The following is an 18,271-nucleotide window of genomic DNA, read 5'->3' on the forward strand; positions in this document are numbered from 1 at the left end:
CCGCGACCGGCACCCATGGCACGGCGACGCCACCCTTGCATCGGCGCCGCCGCGCCTCCATACAGAGCGTCCTCTCGCCTGCGATGACACTGCCCATGTCCGACACGCCCCACGTTTTCGACGCCAAGACCGAGACCTTCGAAGCCGACGTGCTGCAGCGCTCGCTGCAGACGCCGGTGCTGGTGGACTTCTGGGCGCCCTGGTGCGGCCCGTGCAAGACCCTGAGCCCGATCCTGGAAAAGCTGGCCGCCGAGTACAACGGCGGCTTCGTGCTGGCCAAGGTCGACGTGGACCAGGAGCAGCAGATCGCCGCGGCGTTCCAGATCCGCTCGGTGCCGACGGTGTTCCTGGTCAAGGGCGGGCAACTGGTCGACGGCTTCCCCGGCGCCCTGCCCGAGGGCCAGTTGCGCGAGTTCCTGACCCAGCACGGGATCGCGCCGCTGGCCGCACAGGAACCGGCCGAGGCCGTGCCGGCCGCGCCGCTGGATCCGCACGCCGAGGTGCAGCGCCTGCGCGAGGCGGTGGCGGCCGAGCCGGACAAGGACGAACTGAAGCTGGACCTGGCGCTGGCCCTGGTCAAGGTCGGCGCCGCCGCCGAGGCCGAGACCCTGATCGACGCGCTGCCGGCCAACCTGGCCACCGACGAGCGCGCGGTGCGGGCACGGGCGCGGCTGGGCTTCGTCGGCGCGCTGCAGGCAGCGCCGCCGCTGGAGACACTGCAGGCCACGCTGGCGCAGGATCCGAGCGATCTCAAGGCGCGCTACCTGCTGGGCGTGCGCCACCTGGTCGGCGGCGACGACGCGGCCGCGCTGGAGCAGTTCCTGGAGATGCTGCGCCAGGACCGCACGTTCGAGGACGGCCTGCCCAAGAAGGCGCTGATCGACGCGTTCCGGGTGATCGAGGACGAGGACCTGGTGGGGCAGTACCGCCGCAAGATGTCCGCTCTGTTGTTCTGAGACTACAATCGCATTTCCGGCGGCTGGCAACGGCGTCTCCAGCCGCCGCGACAGTCGGACACGCCCCGGCCTGCCTCGTGGATGCCGTGATCAGGGACGAACGCTGCCTGGCGATCCGCAGGCAGCGCCGGCCCGGTCTTTTGCCGGACAGATGACGTGAATCAGTACGACCGCCGCATGCCCCTGCCCCCCCATCGTGCCCGGGCAAGCATGCGCCGGCTTGCCGGCCTGCTGTGCTGGATCGGCCTGCTGCTCGCTCCTGCGGCGATGGCGCAGGACTGGCACTACCGTGTGCGCCCCGGCGACACGCTGTGGGACCTGGGCCGGCGTTATCTGCGCCCGGACGTGAACTGGATGCTGCTAGGCCAGCACAACCAGGTGGCCGATCCGTACCGGTTGGCCCCCGGGGCGCGGCTGCGCTTCCCGATCGCCTGGCTGCGGGTGCAGCCGGCACCGGCGCGGTTGGTCGCGCTGCGTGGCCAGATCAGCGTGCAGACCGCCGACCGCGCGACGCTGTCGGCGCAGGAAGGCATGCCGCTGCCGATCGGCAGCGCGCTGCAGACCGGCGCCGACGCCAGCGCCACCGTGCAGTTCGCCGACGGCTCGCGCATGCAGGTGCGCGAGAACAGCCTGATCCGCTTCGACCAATTGATCCGCTACGGCGCCACCGGCATGGTCGACACGCGGGTACGGCTGGAGAAGGGCCGCACCAGCAACGATGTCATCCCCGCCAACGGCCCCGCCTCGCGCTACATCATCCAGACCCCGAGCAGCACCAGCAGCGTGCGCGGCACCCGCTTCCGCGTCGGCGCCGGCGACGGCCACCAACTCGCCGCCACAGAGGTGCTGCAGGGCGCGGTGCGGGTGGCCGGCGGCGGCGGCCAGCGCCTGCTGCAGCCGGGCGATGCGGCGCGGGTGGGCGCGGGAGCGGCGCCGCTGCCGGAACCGCTGCTGCCGGCGCCGATGCTGGACCTGGCGCACAGTCGCCTGCAGCGCCCGCCCTACCTGCTCGCCTGGGCGCCGCTGGCCGGCGCCAGCCGCTACCGCCTCGAGGCGGTGGACGCGCAGCAACGCGAGGTGCTGCGCTTCGCCCAGGAAACCGAGGGCACCGCACTGGCGCTGGACGCGCTGCCGGCCGGCGACCTGCGGCTGCTGCTGCGCGGCGTCACCGCCACCGGCGTGGAAGGCCAGGACGCCGAGCAGCCGCTGCTGGTCTCGGCCACGCCGCTGCCGCCGCTGACCGTGCAACCGCTGCAGCAGCAGCGACTGCGCATCGCGCGGCCGCGTTTCGCCTGGACCCGCAACCCGGAGGCGATCAGCAGCGTGCTGCAACTGGCGCGCGATGCGCAGTTTCGGGACCTGTTGCTGGAGCAGGAGACCGACGCGACCCATCTGCGCGCGCCGCAGCCCCTGCCGCCCGGCACCTACTTCTGGCGCCTCGCCTCGCGCGATGCGCAAGGCCGGCAAGGCCCGTTCGGGCAGGCGCTGACGCTGCATCTCAGCGATACGCCGGTCGATCCCGGCCTGGCGCCAGCGCAGGCCGAGCGCGGCACGCTGACCCTGCGCTGGCAGCCCGACCCGGACGCGCGCCATTACCGGGTGCAACTGGCGCGCGATCCCGCGTTCCGCCGCGGCCTGCTCGAACGCACCGTGACGCAGCCGCAGGTCGCGCTGCCGCGGCCGCGCCGCGGCACCTGGTACGTGCGCATCCAGACCCTGGACGCGGAGGGCGAGGCCGCGCCGTTCTCGACGCCGCAGACGCTGGACCTGCCCTGCCGCTACTGCAAGCTCGGCACGGCCGGCGGCGTGCTGCTGCTATGGCTGGCGTTGTGAACGCCGCGCTGCTGCGACACGTGCTGGTGGCGCTCGCCGCAGCCGCACTGGCTGCGGCCCTGAGCCTGGGCGATGTCACCGAGCGGCTGGACAACGCGCTGTACGACGCGGCGATCGCGCAGGCGCCGCGTCCGGCCGATCCGCGCCTGCTGCTGATCGCCATCGACGACCGCAGCCTGCAGGCACTGGGCCAGTGGCCATGGCGACGCGACCTGCACGCGCGCCTGCTCGACCGGCTCACCGCTGCGGGCACCGAGCGGGTGGCGCTGGACCTGCTGTTCAGCGAGCCGGGCCTGCAACACGCCGACGACGATGCGCGCCTGGCCGCGGCGCTGCGGCGCAATGGCCGCACCGTGCTGCCGGTGATCGGCAGCGCCAGCGGTGCGGACATGCCGCAGGAACTGGTGCCGATCCCCGCCATCGCCAGCGCCGCGGCGGCGCTGGCGCACACCGACCTCGCCGTCGATGCCGACGGCGTCGCGCGCGGCGTGTACCTGCGCGCCGGGCTCGGCAGTGCGCACTGGCCGGCGCTGGCCGCAGCCCTCACCGGCCGCGCGCTGCCGCCGGCGCCGGCCGCCACCGACGCGCCCTATGCCTGGCATCGCGCCGACCACGTCGGCCTGCATTTCGCCGCGCCGTCAACACCGCTCGCGCAGGTGTCCTACGTCGACGTCGTGCAGGGCCGGATCCCGCTGCAGTCCCTGCGCGCACGCCTGGCGATCGTCGGCGTCACCGCCACCGGCCTGGGGCAGCGGGTGATGACGCCGATGTCCGATGCGCGCTGGATGAGCGCGCCCGAATACCAGGCCAACATCGCGGCGATGCTGTTGCGCGGCGATCCGATCCTGCCGTCGTCGCGCACGGCCCAGGTGGCCGGGTCCGCGCTGCTGGTGCTGCTGGCCTGCCTGGGGACGCACTGCGCCGGCTGGCGGAGACGGCGCTGGCTGGCACCGCTGGCGAGCATGGCGGTGATCGCCGGCGGCAGCCTGCTGTGGCTGCTGGTCAGCAACCGCTGGTTCGCGCCGGGGGCGGCCCTGCTCGCCCTGGCCGTCGTCGCCGCCGGCCAGTTGTGCCTGCACGCGGCACGCTGGCGCCGCCAGGCGCGTCGCGACGCCCTGACCGGGCTGGTCAACCGTCACGGCTTCGAACAGGCCTTCGTCCAGGCGCTGGACGAGGCGCGGCGCAGCGGCCGGCCGCTGACGCTGATCATCGTCGATGTGGATCATTTCAAGCGCTACAACGACACCCTGGGCCATCGCACCGGCGACCGCGCACTGAAGCTGGTGGCCGCCGCGGTGGCGCGGCATGCGCGACATCCGCGCGAGGTCGCCGCGCGCTTCGGCGGCGACGAGTTCGCCATGATCCTGCCCGCCACCGACGCCACCGATGCCGGCCGCATCGCCGCGGCGCTGGTCGAGGAGATCCGCGGGCTGTCGCTGCGCGCGCCGAACGGCAGCGTCGCCATCACCGCCAGCCTGGGCGTGCACAGCGCCACGGCGACAGCGTTCACGTCCGAGCGCGCCTTTTTCGAATCTGCCGACGCCGCGCTGTACCGGGTCAAGCGCGGCGGACGCGACGGCTACGCGCTCAGCGACGCGCCACCAGAGCACCATACGCATGCGTCTGGTACCCTGCCGCGCTCCGATCCACCCACGGCCGCGCAATGAAGCCATCGCTGTTCCGTCTGGGCCTGAACCTGTGGCCGCCGTTCCTGTTCGCCGGCATCCATGTGACCGCGCTGAGCGCCGACTACCGCCACGCGCGGGTCGAACTGCGCATGCGCCCGTGGAACCGCAACTATGTCGGCACCCATTTCGGCGGCAGCCTGTTCGCCATGACCGACCCGTTCTGGATGCTGCTGACCATGCAGAACCTGGGACGCGACTACTACGTCTGGGACAAGGCCGGCAGCATCGAATTCGTGCGCCCGGGCCGCGGCACGGTCAGCGCGCAATTCGACCTGGACCAGGCCCTGTTGGACGACCTGCGCGCAGCCACCGCCGGCGGCGACAAGCACCTGCGCTGGTTCGAGACCGACGTCGTCGACGCGCAGGGCGAGGTGGTGGCGCGGGTGCGCAAGCAGGTGTACGTGAAGCGCAAGCCGCCGCGCTAGCGCGACCCGCGGCCCGCAGGTCCGCCAAGGCCGGCGCGGCATCTGCGCAGGCGGACACACCCCGCATGCGAACGCGACCGCGCCATCGGCGTGCGCGGCGTTGCGACGCGGGCCGCATGTGCACGCCCCAGCCCAATCGCAGCTGCACGGCCGCCGCGCGACCATGCGGCGGCGCACCAACGGTCATCACGCGCCGCTACACTACGCGGATGTCGCCCGATCTCTCCGCTCCCACTCCCCGCCCGTCCCTGCAACGGCTGTTCTTCACCGGCCTGCTGACCCTGTTGCCGATCTGGCTGACCTGGGTCGTGGTCAAGTTCGTGTTCGTGCTGCTCTCGGGCATCAGCAGCCCCTGGGTGGTGCCGCTGTCGGTGCGCATCGCCGCTTCGTTCCCGCGCGAGCTGGGCTGGGCCACCGCGCAATGGGTGCAGAACACCATCGCCCTGATCGCCACCCTGGCGGTGATCCTGCTGGTCGGCATCCTCAGCCGGCGCATGATCGGCCAGCGCCTGCTGCGCTGGTTCGAGGCGGTGATGCGCCGCATCCCGCTGGCCAGCGTGGTCTACGACAGCGTGCGCAAGCTGGTGGACATCCTGCAGACCCAGCCCGGCAGCACCCAGCGCGTGGTGCTGATCGACTTTCCGCACCGGGACATGAAATCCGTCGGCCTGGTGACGCGGGTGATCAAGGAACACGGCACCGGCCGCGAACTGGCCGCGGTGTACGTGCCGACCACGCCCAACCCGACCTCCGGCTACCTGGAGATCGTGCCGGTGGAGCTGCTCACGCCCACCGACTGGAGCGTGGACCAGGCCATGAGCTTCATCATTTCCGGCGGCGCAGTGGCGCCGGAGAGCGTGCCGTTCACCCGGACCGTGGACCGCTGACGCCGATGCGCCGCGGCACGCTCGACGATCGCGCGGTCCGTCTGTTCATCGCCCTGGCGGCGTTCTTCTGCGTCAACGCCGCGCTGGCCGAGTTCATCGGGGTCAAGATCTTCGCCCTGGAAGACACCCTGGGCATCGCCCCGCTGAACTGGAACCTGTTCGGGCAGACCGGCTCGATGAACTTCACCGCCGGCACCCTGCTGTGGCCGCTGGTGTTCATCCTCACCGACACCATCAACGAGTTCTTCGGCCGCCGCGGCGTGCGCTTCATCTCCTGGCTGGCGGTGGCGCTGATCGGCTATGGCTTCCTGTTCGCCTTCGCCGCGATCGCGCTTGCCCCGGCCGGGTTCTGGGTCACCGCGGCGCAGAGCCAGGGCGTGCCCGACTACCAGGCCGCGTTTGCCGCGGTGTTCGGCCAGGGCATGTGGACCATCGCCGGCTCGCTGGTCGCGTTCATGGCCGGCCAGTTGATCGACGTGGCGGTGTTCCACCGCATCCGCAGCGTGACCGGCGAGAAGCACGTGTGGCTGCGCGCCACCGGCTCCACCGCGGTCTCGCAGCTGATCGACAGCTTCGTGGTGATCTACATCGCCTTCGTGCTCGGCCCGCAGCACTGGTCGATGCAGCTGTTCCTGGCGGTGAGCACGCTGAACTACATCTGCAAGATGCTGCTGGCGGTGCTGCTGATCCCGTTGCTGTACCTGATGCGGCGGCTGATCACCGACTACCTAACCCCCGAGCGCGCCGAACAGCTGCGCGAGGAAGCGGCCGCCGACTGAACGCCGGCACACGCGCGAGCGCCCCGCACGCCCTCGCGCGCGGCCATCGTGCAGCGCCGCAGACGTCGGCCCCGCCTGGCCCGCCACGGCGAGGCGCGGACCGAAGGTAGGGTCAGCAGGCGCCCGCGGGCAGCGGCCACGGGTGGCCTCCACGGTGCGGATCGGGCAAGCTCCCCGCTCGCTTGTCGTTGGAGCCCGCAATGCCGCCCCGCTTTCCCCGCCTGCTGTCCCTTGCCATCGCCACCGCCCTGAGTCTGTCGCTGGCGGCCCCGGCGGACGCGGCCAAGAAGAAGACCACCAAGCAGACCACCGCGCAGACCCGCGCCAAGGCCAGCAAGGCGCGCAAGGCGCGGCCGGCACCGGCCCCGGTGGTGCTGACCAAGGCGCAGCAACTGAACAAGCTGTACGACGATTACTGGGAGGCCTCGCTCAGGCTCAATCCGCTGCAGGCCACCTTCCAGGGCGACAGCCGCTACAACGACCAGTTGCCGAACTTCCTCTCGGCCGCGTTCCGCCAGCAGTCGCATGACTTCACCGTGGAGTGGCTGGGCAAGGCCGAGGCGATCGGCAAGGACGGCCTGACCGGGCAGGACCTGCTCAGCTACGAGATCTTCGTCGGCGATGCGCGCAACGCGCTGGAGGCGGAGAAGTACCCGAGCTGGATGCAGCCGGTGAACCAGTTCTACAACGTCGGCAGCATCATGGTGATGCTCGGCTCCGGCACCGGTGCGCAGCCGTTCCGCACGGTCAAGGACTACGACAACTGGTCGCGGCGCGCGCTCGGCATTCCGGCTCTGTTCGACCAGGCCATCGCCAACATGCGCGAAGGCATGAAGGCCGGCGTGGTGCAGCCGCGCGCACTGATGGAGAAGGTGCTGCCGCAGCTGGATGCGATCATCAAGCCCACCGCCGAGGAGAGCCTGTTCTGGGGTCCGGTGCGCAACCTGCCGGCGGACATCCCCGAGGCCGAGAAGCAACGCATCACCGCCGAATACAAGCGCATGATCGAGTACCGCATCATGCCCGCCTACCGCTCGCTGCGCGGCTTCATCGCCACCGAATACCTGCCGGCCACGCGCACCACCGCCGGCGTCGGCGCTCTGCCCGGCGGCGACGCCTGGTACGCCTGGAACGTGCGCCAGAGCACCACCACCGACCTGACCCCGGCGCAGATCCACCAGATCGGCCTGGACGAGGTGGCGCGCATCCAGGGCCAGATCCAGGCGGTGATGAAGCAGGTGCGCTTCCGCGGCTCGATGCAGAAGTTCTTCAAGTTCATGCAGACCGACAAGCGCTTTACCTTCAAGAGCGAGGACGAGCTGCTGACCTATTACCGCGGCCTGGAAGGCCGGGTCGACGCGGCGGTGCCGCGCATGTTCTCGCTCAAGCCCAAGGCCGCATTCGAGATCCGCCCGGTCGAGCCGTACCGCGCGCAGTCGGCCGCCGGCGGCTCGTACATGCGCCCCAGCGAGGACGGGCGTCCGGGCATCTTCTACGTCAACACCTACGACCTGCCCAGCCGCAAGACCTGGGATGCGGAAGACCTGTACCTGCACGAGGCCATTCCCGGCCACCACTTCCAGCTCGGCCTGCAGCAGGAGCTGACCAACCTGCCCAAGTTCCGCCGCTTCGGCGGCGAGACCGCCTTCATCGAAGGCTGGGGCCTGTACGCCGAATCGCTGGGCAAGGAGTTGGGCCTATACCAGGACCCATACAACTACTTCGGCTACCTGCAGAACGAGCTGTGGCGCGCGATCCGCCTGGTGGTGGACACCGGCCTGCACAGCAAGGGCTGGACCCGCGAGCAGGTGATCGACTACATGCTGCAGAACTCGGCCACCAGCCGCACCGACGCCGAAGCCGAGACCGAGCGCTACATGGCCATCCCCGGCCAGGCGCTGTCCTACAAGATCGGCGAGATGAAGATCCTGCAGCTGCGCGACTACGCCCGCGCGCAACTGGGCGACAAGTTCGACATCCGCGAGTTCCATGCCGAAGTGCTGAAGGACGGCTCGGTGCCGCTGAACGTGCTGCAGGAGAAGATCGAGCGCTGGGTGGCGAGCAAGAAGGGGTGAGCGGGCGCTGCCCCGCGCGCGGGGTATGTGGCCCGAATGGCGCAAGATCCGGAATGTCGCGAAATCTCTCGCAGAAGCGGCTTCAGCCGCGACCGGACATGCCTGGTAAAGCCCGTTCCCGGCTGAAGCCGCTCCTGCGAAAGAAGCTGCAATGGCGACGCGGAGACGGATCGTGCCTGTGTCCCCCTTGTGGGAGGGACTTCAGTCCCGACGCCGCTCACTGCAACGCGTCGGGACTGAAGTCCCTCCCACAAGAGCTGGAGGCGACTGACCAGCGCCGACATCCGCTGCGACACCACCGGCGAAGACAGCGTACGGCTGCGCGCAAGGCGAGCGCCTCATCGCTATGGCGATGCCAGATGCCGCGCCAGCTGCGCGATGTCCTGCGGTGTGGTGCGACAGCAGCCGCCGATCAGTCGAGCGCCGGCCGCACGCCAGTCGGCGAGGTGGTCGGCCAGGGTGCCAGCGTCGGCACCGTCGGTCTGCCAGCATTTGCGGTCGGCGTCGTAGCGCTCGCCAGCGTTCGGATACACCACCAAAGGCAACCGGGTCAGTGTCGCCAGATGGCGCAACGCCGCGGTGGCAAGCGACGGCGCAATGCAGTTGACGCCGAGCGCGACCACCTGCGGATGGCCATCAAGCAACGCCACCACGTTGTGCAGCGGCGTGCCGTCGCTGAGATGCGCGGCGTCGCGCAAGGTGCAGGCGAACCAGGCGACAACCCGTGGAAATTCCTCCAGTACCTGCAGCAACGCCGCCATCTCCGACAACGACGGTTGCGTTTCGCAGGCCAGCAACGCCACGCCGGCCGCGACCAGGGCAGCGATGCGCGGGCGATGGAACGCCCGCATCTGCGCCGGCGTCAGCACGTAGTCGCCGCGATATTCGGATCCGTCGGCCAGATAGGCGCCATACGGACCGACCGAGCCGGCGACCAGCAGCGGCCCTGCCTGCGGATGCCGCGCGAGATGCGCCTTCCGCGCCTGCTGCGCCAGTTCGACGCTGCGCGCGATCAAGTGCTGCGCTTGCGCGAGGTCGATTCCGCGCGCGGCAAAGCCCTGCGGCGTGGCCTGGTAGCTGGCGGTGATCGCGCACTGCGCACCGGCGGCGAAATAGTCCTGGTGCACCTGGCGGATCAACTGCGGCTGCTCCAGCAGGATCTTCGCCGACCACAGCGGATCGCGCAGATCGCAGCCGCGCCGCTCCAGTTCGGTGGCCAGGGCGCCGTCGAGCACCAGGCACCGGTCCTCGGCCAGCAGCGCGGCAAGCGGGTTGTGCGGCATGGCGTCAGCCTCGCAGCGACGGAACGCGTAGTGTCGCAGACGGGGCCGGCGCGGTCGCGCCGCTGCGCTATGCTGCCGGCATGCCGCTCTCCCTATTGCTGACTGTGCACGACAGCACCACCGCGCCGCCTGCGCGCACGGCCGCCAGTGCCCACGCCCACTTCCCGAGCGCGCCGCGATGACGTCACCGCTGACCCTCGACGGCCTGCACCACGTGGCGATCATCGCCTCCGACTACGCGCGCTCCAAGGACTTCTACTGCCGCATCCTCGGCCTGCCGGTGATCGCCGAGGTCTACCGCGACACCCGCGACTCCTGGAAGCTGGATCTGGCCCTGCCCGACGGCAGCCAGCTCGAACTGTTCTCGTTCCCCGCGCCGCCGCCGCGGCCGAGCCGTCCGGAAGCCTGCGGGCTGCGCCACCTGGCGTTGCGCGTGCGCGACCTGGACGCGGCCGTCGCGCACCTGCAGGCGCACGGCGTGGCGGTCGAGCCGATCCGCGTGGACGAATACACCGGCCGCCGCTTCACCTTCTTCGCCGACCCCGACGACCTGCCGCTGGAACTGTACGAGAGCGGCTGAATGCATGCCGGTGGTCACGCTGAACCGCATGCCGCAGTGCGGATTCCCAGCACCATACGCTTGGGTATACAGTCGGATCAGCCCGGCATCGCGCCGGCCGCACCGGACATCCCTCGGGAGGGGAACATGCGCACGAGCTTCAAGACCCTGATGCTGGCCCTGCCGCTGAGCGCGGCGGCATTCATGGCGCACGCCGCCGACACCACGCCGGTCGGCCGCTGGCAGACCATCGACGACGAAACCGGCAAGCCCAAGTCGATCGTGCAGATCGAACAGGCCGCCAACGGCACGCTGAGCGGCAAGGTGGTGGAGATCCTGCAGTCCAACCACGGCCCCAACCCGATGTGCGACAAGTGCGACGGCGAGCGCAAGGGCAAGCCGATCAAGGGCATGACCATCCTGTGGGGCCTCAAGCCCGACGGCGCGGCGGTGTGGGACGGCGGCTCGGTGCTGGACCCGGCCAAGGGCAAGACCTACAAGGCCAAGGTCACCCTCACCGACGGCGGCAAGAAGCTGCAGATGCGCGGCTACATCGGCATCGAGGCCCTGGGCCGGACGCAGACCTGGATTCGGGAGTAAAACCGGGGACTCGGGGCTCGGGACCGGGAACCCGGAAAAGCGAGGGAGCGCGAAACGGAAGTTTTTCGCGCAACATGTTTCTCCAAAGGCGTCCGCGAGGGCGCCTTTTTTGTGGGCTGTCAGCGCGTCATGCACCGCTCTTCCGGGCCCCGGTCCCGGGCCCCGGGTCCCGGCTTTCCATGCCATGCGATAATCTCGCGCCCCCAAACACGCCGGCCGCCATGACCACCGCCCTCGTCACCACCGCCCTGCCCTATGCCAACGGACCGCTGCATCTGGGGCATCTGGTCGGCTACATCCAGGCCGACATCTGGGTGCGCGCGCGGCGGCTGCGCGGCGACCGGACCTGGTTCGTGTGCGCCGACGACACCCACGGCACGCCGATCATGCTGGCCGCGGAGAAGGCCGGGGTCACCCCGGAAGACTTCATCGCCGCCATCCAGGCCAGCCACGAGCGCGATTTCGCCGCGTTCGGCGTGGCCTTCGACCATTACGACTCCACCAACTCGGACGCCAACCGTGCCCTGACCGAGGCGTTCTACGCCAAGCTCGATGCCGGCGGCCACATCGCGCGGCGCTCGGTGGCGCAGTTCTACGATCCGGCCAAGGGCATGTTCCTGCCCGACCGCTACATCAAGGGCATCTGCCCGAACTGCGGCAGCGCCGACCAGTACGGCGACAACTGCGAGGTCTGCGGCGCCACCTATGCGCCGACCGAACTGAAGGAGCCCAAGTCGGTGATCTCCGGCGCCACGCCGGAGCTGCGCGATTCGGAGCACTTCTTCTTCGAGGTCGGCCGCTTCGACGGCTTCCTGCGCGAATGGCTGGCCGGCGACGTGGCCCTGCCCGGGGTCAAGGCCAAGCTGATGGAATGGCTGGACAGCGAAGGCGGCCTGCGCGCCTGGGACATCTCCCGCGACGCGCCGTACTTCGGCTTCCAGATCCCCGGCCAGCCCGGCAAGTATTTCTACGTGTGGCTGGACGCGCCGATCGGCTACCTGAGCAGCTTCCAGACCCTGTGCGCGAGCCTGGGCGAAGCGTTCGAGCCACATCTGGCCGCCGGCACCGCCACCGAGCTGCACCACTTCATCGGCAAGGACATCGTCAACTTCCACGGCCTGTTCTGGCCGGCGGTGCTGCACGGCACCGGTCACCGCGCGCCGACCCGGCTGCACGTCAACGGTTACCTGACGGTGGACGGCGCCAAGATGTCCAAGTCGCGCGGCACCTTCGTCATGGCCCGCACCTACCTGGACGTGGGTCTGGAGCCGGAAGCGCTGCGCTACTACTTCGCGGCCAAGTCCTCCGGCGGCGTCGACGATCTGGACCTGAACCTGGGCGACTTCGTGGCGCGGGTCAATGCGGACCTGGTCGGCAAGTTCGTCAACCTGGCCAGCCGCTGCGCCGGCTTCATCGACAAGCGCTTCGACGGCAAACTCGCCGACGCGCTGCCGGACCCGGCGCAATACGCGCGCTTCGTCGCCGCCTTGGCGCCGATCCGCGAGGCCTACGAGCGCAACGACCCGGCCAGCGCGATCCGCCAGACCATGGCCCTGGCCGACGAGGCCAACAAGTACATCGACGAACACAAGCCCTGGGTGCTGGCCAAGCAGGACGGCGCCGAGGCGCAACTGCAGGCGGTGTGCACGCAGGGCCTGAACCTGTTCCGGGTGCTGGCCGCCGCGCTCAAGCCGGTGCTGCCGCGCACCTGCGCCGAGGCCGAGGCGTTCCTGTCCGCCCCGCTCGGCGCCTGGGACGACCTGCAGGCGCCGCTGCTGGCGCACGTGATCCAGCCCTACGCCCCCCTGTTCACCCGTATCGACCCAAAGCTGCTCGACGCCATGACCGACGCCTCCAAGGACACCCTCGCCCCCGCTCCGGCCGCCGCGGCCCCCGCCGCCAAGCAGGAGGCGAAGGCAGTGACGAATCCGCAATCCCCACTCCCCAATTCCAGCGTCATCGGCATCGACGACTTCGCCAAGCTCGACCTGCGCATCGGCAAGGTGCTGGCCTGCGAGTTCGTCGAAGGATCGGACAAGCTGCTGCGCTTCGAACTGGACGCCGGCGAGCTGGGCAAGCGGCAGATCTTCTCCGGCATCCGCGGCAGCTACGGCGAACCGGAGAAGCTGGTCGGCCGCAACGTGGTGTTCATCGCCAACCTGGCCCCGCGCAAGATGCGCTTCGGCCTCAGCGAAGGCATGATCCTGTCGGCCGGCTTCGACGGCGGCGCCCTGGCCCTGCTCGACGCCGACAGCGGCGCGCAACCGGGCATGCCGGTGCGGTAAGGCCGGGATTGGGGAGTCGGGATTGGGGATTGGTTGAGCCACTCTCGGCGCCGATGGGTCCATGACGCGGTGACGAATCCCCAATGCCGAATCCCCAATCCCTCGCTCTATTCGACTTCGACCACACGGTCACAACCACCGACACCTATTCGGGGTTCCTGCGCCGTGTGGCGACGCCGGCGCAACAGGCGACTGCGCGCTGGACGGTCGGACCTGGCTGGCCGGCTACCGGCTGGGCCTGGTGTCGGCGACGGCGTTGCGCACGCGGGTCACCCGACTGGTGTTCGCCGGACGCGATGCGGACGACATCGCCCGCCAGGCCGAGCACTATGCGCAGGAGGCGCTGCCGTTGCTGCTGCGGCCGGACATGATGCAGCGGATCGCCTGGCATCAGGCCCAGGCGCACGCCGTGGCGGTGGTGTCCGGCTCGCTGGACCTGTATCTGCGGCCCTGGTGCACGCAACACGGGCTGCACGTGATCTGCAACCGCCTGGATGTGCAGGACGGGCGGCTGACCGGCCGCTATCGCCACGGCGATTGCGGGCCGCGCAAGGCGGCGCTGATCCGCATGCACTACGACCTCGGCGCCTATCAGCGCATCTATGCCTACGGCGACAGCCGCGAGGATCGACCGATGCTGGCAATGGCGCACGAGCGCTGGTACCGCGGGCGCCGGATCGCCTGAGCCGATGACGCTGCGCCAGACACCGCCGCCCCTGCCGTCCGCTGCGCAGCGCGTGGCCGCCTCGGCGGCACGCAGCGACGCCGAAGCGACGCCACCGCGCGACCGCGGCGCGGTCGTCGCCTTGTCGATCGTGGCGCTGGCGATCCTGCTCGGCATCGCATTCGCCGTCAGCGTGTGGGGGTGGCGCATGTACCCCGCGGCGCGCAGCGACGACGCCTGGGTGGCGACGCCGGCGTCGCGCGCCGGTGGCGCCCAGGCCCGGCGCGCCGGCCGCCGTCTCCACGCATGCGTCCCCGGACGACGCAACCGTGGTGATCGCCCGGTTCCGCGAGGACGTGCTGCCGACGATCCGGGTCGGCCAGGCCGCGCAGGTGCGCCTGGCCGGTGATGCGGAGAGCGCCTGGGTCGGCCACGTCCAGGCGATCGGCGCCGACACGGACGCGGCGCTCGACAGCGCCGCGCAGGCCGGCAACCATGTCCAGCGCGTGCAGCGGCAGCCGGTGCGGATCGTGCTGGACCGTGCCCAGGACGCGCCCGCCACGCCGGCGCCGGGCACCGCGGTCCAGGTCGTGATCGACACCTACAGCGCGCGCTAGGCGCGGGCCGCAGCGGACGCCGCGCTACACTGTGCCGGCTCGCCACGCCGGCGTTTCCGCTCTTTCGCCTCTGCTCCACGCCGTGCGCCGCCGCGCGCTGCCTCCGCCATGACGCCCACCCACGACGCCCTGCTCGAACGTCTCGATCGCCTTCTGCCGCAGACCCAATGCGGCCAGTGCGGGTTCGACGGCTGTCGCCCCTATGCCGAGGCGATGGCCGCCGGCACGGCGCAGGTGGACCGCTGCCCGCCCGGCGGCGATGCCGGCGCGCGCGCCCTGGCGCGGGTGCTCGGGGTGCCTGCCCTGCCCTACGACCGCAGCCGCGGCACGCACGCGCCGCCGCAGGTGGCGTGGGTGGTCGAGGCCGACTGCATCGGCTGCACCAAGTGCATCCAGGCCTGCCCGGTGGACGCCATCGTCGGCGGCGCCAAGCACATGCACACGGTGCTGGCGCCCTTGTGCACCGGCTGCGCGTTGTGCCTGCCGGCCTGCCCGGTGGATTGCATCGTCCTGCGCTGAGACGGCCACCGCAACGCGGCCGCCACGGCGGGCGCATCCGGATCGGCGCCGGCCGCGTATGTCCTGGTGTCATCCCACCGGAGCGCCGTGCATGCCGACGTCGACCGCTGCCTTCCCACTCTCCCGACCGCACCTGCCGCTGGCCCTGGCCCTCGGCACCGCCGCCCTGGTCGCTGCGGCGCCGGCCAGGGCCATGCTGCACTACGAGGGCGTCGCCTATGCCGCCGACGGCAAGCAGGTGCTGTATCGCGAAAGCCACTGGGTGCGCGAGGATGGCGCGCGCCTGGTGCTGTACCAGTGCGCCGATGGCGCTGCATTCGCGCGCAAGCGCGTGGACGACGGCAGCGCTGCGCCGGACTTCGAGCTGGTCGATGCGCGCAGCGGCTACCGCGAGGGCGTGCGCCGCAGCGGCAGCGGGCGCGAGATGTTCAGCCAGGCCAAAGGCCAGGCCGAGCGCCGCGCGCCGTTGCCGAAGCGCGACCAGGCGCAGGTGATCGACGCAGGCTTCGACGCCTACCTGCGCCAGCGCTGGGACAGCCTGGGCAGCGGCGCGCCGCAGCGTATCGCCTTCGTGCTGCCCAGCGAACTGCGCACGCTCGACTTCCGCATCACGCCCGGCCCGGCCGATGCGAAGGTGCAGCGCTACACCCTGAGCCTGGCCGCCTGGTACGGCACGCTGCTGCCCGACCTCAGCGTCGCCTACGCACGCCAGGACCGGCGTCTGCTCGAGTTCCGCGGCGTCGGCAACATCCGCGACGCGCGCGGCCGCTACCCGAGCGTGCGCATCGAATTCCCCGAACGCCTGCGCGGCCAGGCCGATGCCGGCGCCTGGGAGCAGGCGCTGCGGCAACCGTTGGTCGCGCAATGCAGCGCGCGCTGAGCCGCGCCGCCAGCGCGTTCACGCCGGCCCGCGCCGCACCCGCTACAACCATGCCTGCGCATCGCCCGCGCATCGACGAGGACACCCCATGGCCAAGGCCTATCTGTGGTTCAACGCCGCGCTGTACGCGCTGCTCGCCGTATGGTGCACGCTGCTGCCGGCGCAGACCGCCGCAGCGGTGGGCTATGTCGGCCTGGACCGGTCCGGCCAGTCCGAATACCTGGTCATCTACGGCGGCCTGCAGTTGGGCATGGCCTTCCTGTTCGGCTACTTCGCCCGCACCGGGCAACTGCGCACCGGCCTGCTCCTGGCGCTGGCGTTCTACGTGCCCATCGTGCTCTACCGCAGCGCCAGTCTGCTGCGGCTGTGGCCGGTGGGCCCGACCACGACCGGCCTGGCCGCGTTCGAGATCGTCCTGCTGCTCGCCGCGCTCGCGCTGTGGCGGCACCAGCGCGCCTGAGCGACGGACGCGGCGAAAGCCTGTAGCATCGCGCCGACCTTCGCCACCGTATCCCGGCATGACCGAGACGCCCGATCACGACGAAGCAGGACAATTGCTGGTCGCCACCGCCAGCGGCGACAGCGCCGCCTTCGAGCGCCTGTACCGCAGCACCTCGTCGCGCCTGTTCGGCGTGTGCCTGCGCATCGTGCCGCAGCGCGGCGAGGCCGAGGACGTGCTGCAGGAAGTGTTCTCCTCGGTCTGGCGCAAGGCCGCGCAATTCGACCCGCAGCGCGCGCGCGGCCTGACCTGGCTGACCATGATCGCGCGCAACAAGGCCATCGACCATCTGCGCGCACGTGCGCCGGCGCGGCAGTCGGTGGCGCTGGACGACGCCGGCGAGCTGCAGGACGAAGGCCGCGATCCGCTCGCCGACACCGAGTGGCGGGTGGCCGGCCGGCGCCTGGACGTGTGCATGGGCGAACTGGAGCCGCCGCGCGGCGAGCTGATCCGTACCGCGTTCTTCGAAGGCATCACCTATGAAGAACTGGCCCATCGCAGCGGCACGCCACTGGGCACGGTCAAGAGCTGGATCCGCCGCGGCCTGGCCAAACTGAAAGCGTGCCTGGAACGATGAACGCCTCCGTGCCCGATCCGCAGGAAACCCCGCCGCCGCGCGACGTGCTGGCCGGCGAGTACGTGCTCGGCGTGCTCGACGCGCAGGAGCGCCGTGCTGCCGAGGCGCGCATCGACAGCGACCATGCATTCGCCGCGGCGGTACTGCAGTGGCAGCAGCACCTGATGCCGCTGGCCGACGAGATCGCCCCGGTGGCGGTGCCCGAGCGCGTGTGGGTGCGCATCCGCGCTTCGCTGGGCCTGGATGCGCCGGCGCCGCGCCCGCGTCCGGCCGCGCCCGGGTTCTGGGACAGCGTGCGGACCTGGCGCTGGCTCAGCGCCGGCGGCTTCGCCACCGCCACCGCCTGCCTGCTGGCGCTGCTGCTGGCGCGCGCGCCGGTGCCACCGCCGGCCGCGCAGCCGCCGCCGGTCGCCACCACCACGCCCAAGCCCAGCGGCATCGCGATGACCTCCACGCTGATGCAGGACGACGGCAAGCCCGGCTACGTGGCGCTGATGGACGCCGACAAGCGCAGCATCACCCTCACCCCGCTGGGCGGCACCCGCGACAGTGCGCGCGTGCCCGAACTGTGGCTGATCCCGGCCGACGGCAAGGCGCGCTCGATGGGCGTGTTCGACGAGGCCAAGGCGCGCGTGGCGCGCATCCCCGATGCGCTGATGCCCTTGCTCAGCGACGGCGCGGTGCTGGCGGTGACCATGGAACCGCCCGGCGGCGCGCCCGGCGGCGTGGCCACCGGCCCGGTCGTGGCCAAGGGCGGCATCAGCACGCTGCAGCTGGCGCCGTAGACAAATTGCGGCGGCCCTGCGCCGCCGCATCGCCCGCGCGCGGCCACTTGGCGCGCGTCGCGGCGGCCGCCGACCGCCGCCGCCACGGCGGCCGCGGCGCGTATTCACTTAACCGCTACCGCAGCCTGGGCAGGATACGCGCGCTGTCATGCATGCGCGGTTCCGTCCTGTGTCGCGACACGATCGTCCCCCCCTCGGCGCTGCGATGCGCAGGCGGGGAACACGTGCGCCACGCGCGACGAGCATGCACCACGCGCAGGGGACGGCGCGCGACGCGGGTGCATCCGTCTTCCGGTTTCGCCCGTATCGCTCCCCAAGTCCCCCAATGAGACGCGCTTGTGCCGAGTCCCGTTCCGGAAC

At 71.0% G+C, this 18,271-nt stretch carries 17 protein-coding genes and 1 pseudogene; 17 read left to right on the forward strand and 1 reads right to left on the reverse strand.

What is annotated here, in order from left to right; genetic code table 11:
• Positions 1-95: 95 nt before the first annotated feature.
• The 7 genes from trxA (at position 96) to FHR56_RS09580 (ending at position 8,643) form a co-directional block, all read left to right on the forward strand.
• A complete protein-coding gene (gene trxA / locus FHR56_RS09550) occupies positions 96-956 on the forward strand; it encodes a thioredoxin (RefSeq protein WP_237473344.1) in 861 nt (286 codons plus the stop codon).
• Positions 957-1,166: 210 nt separating this feature from the next.
• Positions 1,167-2,789: a FecR domain-containing protein gene (locus tag FHR56_RS09555; protein ID WP_160947993.1), complete on the forward strand. Its 1,623-nt coding sequence runs from the start codon at positions 1,167-1,169 to the stop codon at positions 2,787-2,789.
• Positions 2,786-4,456 carry a CHASE2 domain-containing protein gene (locus FHR56_RS09560; RefSeq protein ID WP_160947994.1) on the forward strand — a complete coding sequence of 557 codons (1,671 nt, stop codon included), beginning with the start codon at positions 2,786-2,788 and terminating at the stop codon, positions 4,454-4,456. Before FHR56_RS09555 ends, FHR56_RS09560 begins: the two co-directional genes overlap by 4 nt.
• Positions 4,453-4,902: a DUF4442 domain-containing protein gene (locus FHR56_RS09565; RefSeq protein ID WP_160947995.1), complete on the forward strand. Its 450-nt coding sequence runs from the start codon at positions 4,453-4,455 to the stop codon at positions 4,900-4,902. The genes FHR56_RS09560 and FHR56_RS09565 overlap by 4 nt, the downstream gene beginning before the upstream one ends.
• A gap of 209 nt (positions 4,903-5,111) precedes the next feature.
• Positions 5,112-5,789, forward strand: a complete 678-nt coding sequence (locus tag FHR56_RS09570) for a DUF502 domain-containing protein (protein ID WP_160947996.1) — start codon at positions 5,112-5,114, stop codon at positions 5,787-5,789.
• Positions 5,790-5,794: 5 nt separating this feature from the next.
• Positions 5,795-6,568 carry a queuosine precursor transporter gene (locus tag FHR56_RS09575; protein ID WP_160947997.1) on the forward strand — a complete coding sequence of 258 codons (774 nt, stop codon included), beginning with the start codon at positions 5,795-5,797 and terminating at the stop codon, positions 6,566-6,568.
• A gap of 200 nt (positions 6,569-6,768) precedes the next feature.
• Complete coding sequence (locus FHR56_RS09580) at positions 6,769-8,643, forward strand: DUF885 family protein (RefSeq protein WP_160947998.1); 1,875 nt, start codon at positions 6,769-6,771, stop codon at positions 8,641-8,643.
• A 344-nt stretch (positions 8,644-8,987) separates the two neighbouring features.
• Here the strand turns inward: FHR56_RS09580 and mmuM are convergent, their stop codons facing one another.
• Complete coding sequence (gene mmuM / locus FHR56_RS09585; RefSeq protein ID WP_160947999.1) at positions 8,988-9,926, reverse strand: homocysteine S-methyltransferase; 939 nt, start codon at positions 9,924-9,926, stop codon at positions 8,988-8,990.
• 190 nt (positions 9,927-10,116) lie between these two features.
• Between mmuM and FHR56_RS09590 the strand changes: the two genes are divergently transcribed.
• The 10 genes and pseudogenes from FHR56_RS09590 to FHR56_RS09635 all read left to right on the forward strand — a co-directional run bounded on the left by FHR56_RS09590 (position 10,117) and on the right by FHR56_RS09635 (position 17,911).
• Complete coding sequence (locus FHR56_RS09590; protein ID WP_202407060.1) at positions 10,117-10,506, forward strand: VOC family protein; 390 nt, start codon at positions 10,117-10,119, stop codon at positions 10,504-10,506.
• 126 nt (positions 10,507-10,632) lie between these two features.
• Positions 10,633-11,085 (forward strand): DUF2147 domain-containing protein, encoded by a 453-nt coding sequence (locus FHR56_RS09595; protein WP_019798306.1) that lies wholly within the window; start codon positions 10,633-10,635, stop codon positions 11,083-11,085.
• A gap of 221 nt (positions 11,086-11,306) precedes the next feature.
• Complete coding sequence (metG, locus tag FHR56_RS09600; RefSeq protein WP_160948001.1) at positions 11,307-13,370, forward strand: methionine--tRNA ligase; 2,064 nt, start codon at positions 11,307-11,309, stop codon at positions 13,368-13,370.
• An 83-nt stretch (positions 13,371-13,453) separates the two neighbouring features.
• Positions 13,454-14,055 (forward strand): annotated as a pseudogene (locus FHR56_RS09605) (HAD family hydrolase).
• A 308-nt stretch (positions 14,056-14,363) separates the two neighbouring features.
• On the forward strand, positions 14,364-14,651 hold the full coding sequence (locus tag FHR56_RS09610; protein WP_160948002.1) for a hypothetical protein: 288 nt from the start codon (positions 14,364-14,366) through the stop codon (positions 14,649-14,651).
• 108 nt (positions 14,652-14,759) lie between these two features.
• Complete coding sequence (gene rnfB, locus FHR56_RS09615; RefSeq protein ID WP_160948003.1) at positions 14,760-15,170, forward strand: Rnf electron transport complex subunit RnfB; 411 nt, start codon at positions 14,760-14,762, stop codon at positions 15,168-15,170.
• Positions 15,171-15,261: 91 nt separating this feature from the next.
• Positions 15,262-16,050 carry a hypothetical protein gene (locus FHR56_RS09620; protein ID WP_160948004.1) on the forward strand — a complete coding sequence of 263 codons (789 nt, stop codon included), beginning with the start codon at positions 15,262-15,264 and terminating at the stop codon, positions 16,048-16,050.
• An 88-nt stretch (positions 16,051-16,138) separates the two neighbouring features.
• Positions 16,139-16,510: a DUF4345 domain-containing protein gene (locus tag FHR56_RS09625; RefSeq protein WP_160948005.1), complete on the forward strand. Its 372-nt coding sequence runs from the start codon at positions 16,139-16,141 to the stop codon at positions 16,508-16,510.
• Positions 16,511-16,568: 58 nt separating this feature from the next.
• Positions 16,569-17,126 (forward strand): sigma-70 family RNA polymerase sigma factor, encoded by a 558-nt coding sequence (locus tag FHR56_RS09630; protein WP_160948006.1) that lies wholly within the window; start codon positions 16,569-16,571, stop codon positions 17,124-17,126.
• Entirely contained in the window at positions 17,123-17,911 is a 789-nt protein-coding gene (locus FHR56_RS09635; RefSeq protein WP_160948007.1) for an anti-sigma factor, read from the forward strand. Before FHR56_RS09630 ends, FHR56_RS09635 begins: the two co-directional genes overlap by 4 nt.
• Positions 17,912-18,271: the final 360 nt, after the last annotated feature.

Origin of the sequence: Xanthomonas sp. F10 (assembly GCF_014206815.1) — a bacterium.
Classification (GTDB): domain Bacteria; phylum Pseudomonadota; class Gammaproteobacteria; order Xanthomonadales; family Xanthomonadaceae; genus Xanthomonas_A; species Xanthomonas_A indica.

Excerpts from the sequence above, each read along its gene's own strand:
- FHR56_RS09570 (WP_160947996.1), top strand. The coding sequence starts at position 5,112 with ATGTCGCCCGATCTCTCCGCTCCCACTCCCCGCCCGTCCCTGCAACGG.
- FHR56_RS09565 (WP_160947995.1), top strand. The coding sequence starts at position 4,453 with ATGAAGCCATCGCTGTTCCGTCTGGGCCTGAACCTGTGGCCGCCGTTC.
- FHR56_RS09630 (WP_160948006.1), top strand. The coding sequence starts at position 16,569 with ATGACCGAGACGCCCGATCACGACGAAGCAGGACAATTGCTGGTCGCC.
- FHR56_RS09595 (WP_019798306.1), top strand. The coding sequence starts at position 10,633 with ATGCGCACGAGCTTCAAGACCCTGATGCTGGCCCTGCCGCTGAGCGCG.
- FHR56_RS09575 (WP_160947997.1), top strand. The coding sequence starts at position 5,795 with ATGCGCCGCGGCACGCTCGACGATCGCGCGGTCCGTCTGTTCATCGCC.
- metG (WP_160948001.1), top strand. The coding sequence starts at position 11,307 with ATGACCACCGCCCTCGTCACCACCGCCCTGCCCTATGCCAACGGACCG.
- FHR56_RS09625 (WP_160948005.1), top strand. The coding sequence starts at position 16,139 with ATGGCCAAGGCCTATCTGTGGTTCAACGCCGCGCTGTACGCGCTGCTC.
- trxA (WP_237473344.1), top strand. The coding sequence starts at position 96 with ATGTCCGACACGCCCCACGTTTTCGACGCCAAGACCGAGACCTTCGAA.
- FHR56_RS09620 (WP_160948004.1), top strand. The coding sequence starts at position 15,262 with ATGCCGACGTCGACCGCTGCCTTCCCACTCTCCCGACCGCACCTGCCG.
- FHR56_RS09555 (WP_160947993.1), top strand. The coding sequence starts at position 1,167 with ATGCGCCGGCTTGCCGGCCTGCTGTGCTGGATCGGCCTGCTGCTCGCT.
- rnfB (WP_160948003.1), top strand. The coding sequence starts at position 14,760 with ATGACGCCCACCCACGACGCCCTGCTCGAACGTCTCGATCGCCTTCTG.
- FHR56_RS09580 (WP_160947998.1), top strand. The coding sequence starts at position 6,769 with ATGCCGCCCCGCTTTCCCCGCCTGCTGTCCCTTGCCATCGCCACCGCC.
- mmuM (WP_160947999.1), bottom strand. The coding sequence starts at position 9,926 with ATGCCGCACAACCCGCTTGCCGCGCTGCTGGCCGAGGACCGGTGCCTG.
- FHR56_RS09635 (WP_160948007.1), top strand. The coding sequence starts at position 17,123 with ATGAACGCCTCCGTGCCCGATCCGCAGGAAACCCCGCCGCCGCGCGAC.